This is a genomic window from Nocardia farcinica, assembly GCF_029867845.1.
Lineage (GTDB): Bacteria > Actinomycetota > Actinomycetes > Mycobacteriales > Mycobacteriaceae > Nocardia > Nocardia farcinica_A.
Window position 1 is genome coordinate 1 of record NZ_JARWRU010001017.1, and the last position, 1,628, is coordinate 1,628.

The following is a 1,628-nucleotide window of genomic DNA, read 5'->3' on the forward strand; positions in this document are numbered from 1 at the left end:
GGGGGTGGGGCCTGGGGGACCCCGCCGGGCGCGGGGGCGGGCGGGGGCCGGAGACGCTGGTCACCAACGACCCCGACGCGCCCCGCAGCTTCACCGAACCCCGGCCGGGGCCGGTGGTTTTCAAGCGCGACGGCACCCGGCGCGGATCCTGCCCCCAGGCGCGGATCGTCACCCGCGAGGACTTCGCGCGGATGTCGGACATCCGGCGGTGCCCGGCCGCCTTCCAGGTCTACGTGCAGTCCGAGTGCGAACTGCGGGTGGTGTGGGTCGACGGCGTCGAGTGGACGGTGCGCGTGGACGCCCCGCCCGGGGTGCAGCGCCTGGTCGACCGGCCGGCCGTCGAGGTCAGCTTTTCGGCGACCACCCTGCCCGCCTCGGTGAGCAAGTCGCTGGCCACCCTGATGGGCGCGCTCGGCCTGGGTTTCGGCGTGCTGGACCTGCGCGTCGGCCTCGACGGGGAGTACTACTTCCTCGAAGTCGACCCGCGCGGCCGGTTCGACCACCTCGTGACCGCGACCGGACTGCCGATGTTCCGCTCGATCGCCGACCTGCTGGCCGACGACGAGATGGTCACCGGACGGTGAGGTCCGGCTCGCCCGGCGCCACCCGCCGACGACCTACTTGCCGGACTTGTCGGGATTCTTGCGCCGGTTCGCCCCGCCGCGGCTGCGCAACTGCACGTGCGATTCCACCAGCACATTGTGGATGAAACCGTAGGAACGGCCGGTGGCGCGGGCCAGCGAGCGAATGCTCGCCCCGGCCTCGTATTGCTTCTTCAACTGGTTCTGCAGACGGTCACGTGACTTCCCCGTGACGCGGGTGCCCTTGGTCAAGGTGTTCTTGTTCTGTGTGGGCCTGTCGCTCATGGCTTCCTCCGAGTCGCCGAGCAGCGCGTCATTCCAGGCTAAGCACTCGACAGGAAACGATCAACGAAATGATGTGACTCAGCTCACGCCAGTTGGATCAGCTCGAGGTACTCGGCCGACCAGTGATCCTCGGTGCCGTCCGGCAGCAGGATGACCCGCTCGGGCGCCAGCGCCTCGGCCGCGCCGGGATCGTGGGTCACCAGCACGACCGCGCCCGCGTAGGTGCGCAGCGCGTCGAGCACCTGCTCGCGCGAGACCGGATCGAGATTGTTCGTCGGCTCGTCGAGCAGCAGCACATTGGCCGCCGAGGAGACCAGGCCCGCCAACGCCAGGCGGGTCTTCTCGCCGCCGGACAGCGTGCCCGCCGGCTGCTCCAACTGCGGGCCGGTGAACATGAACGCGCCCAGCAGACCGCGAAGGTCCTGCTCACCGGCATCGGGAGCGGCGTGCCTGATGTTCTCCCAGACCGTCGCGTTGTCGTCGAGGGTGTCGTGTTCCTGGGCGAAATAGCCGATCTTGAGACCGTGGCCCGGCACCAGCCCGCCCGCCGTCGGCTGCTCCACACCGGCCAGCAATCGCAGCAGCGTGGTCTTGCCCGCGCCGTTCAGGCCGAGCACCACGACCCGCGAGCCGCGGTCGATGGCCAGATCGACACCGGTGAAGATCTCCAGCGAGCCGTAGACCTTGGTGAGGTTCAACGCTTGGGTGAGCAGGGTGACGACGATCAACAGGCCGACAGGTGACGGTTCGGTGGGGGGCATT

The 1,628-nt window shown here is 69.3% G+C and carries 3 protein-coding genes; 1 reads left to right on the forward strand and 2 read right to left on the reverse strand.

All coding sequences use genetic code 11. The features are described 5' to 3' along the window. The coding region (locus QH283_RS22520; RefSeq protein ID WP_432420763.1) for an ATP-grasp domain-containing protein at positions 1-584 on the forward strand (584 nt) is incomplete at its 5' end. A 33-nt stretch (positions 585-617) separates the two neighbouring features. On the opposite strand, the gene QH283_RS22525 is transcribed toward QH283_RS22520, so the two are convergent. Together QH283_RS22525 and QH283_RS22530 are read right to left on the reverse strand one after the other, a co-directional pair. Beyond that, positions 618-866, reverse strand: coding sequence for a helix-turn-helix domain-containing protein (locus QH283_RS22525; RefSeq protein ID WP_280504952.1), 249 nt, complete (start codon positions 864-866; stop codon positions 618-620). Positions 867-949: 83 nt separating this feature from the next. Next, on the reverse strand, positions 950-1,628 hold a 679-nt coding region (locus QH283_RS22530), incomplete at its 5' end, for an ATP-binding cassette domain-containing protein (RefSeq protein ID WP_280504953.1).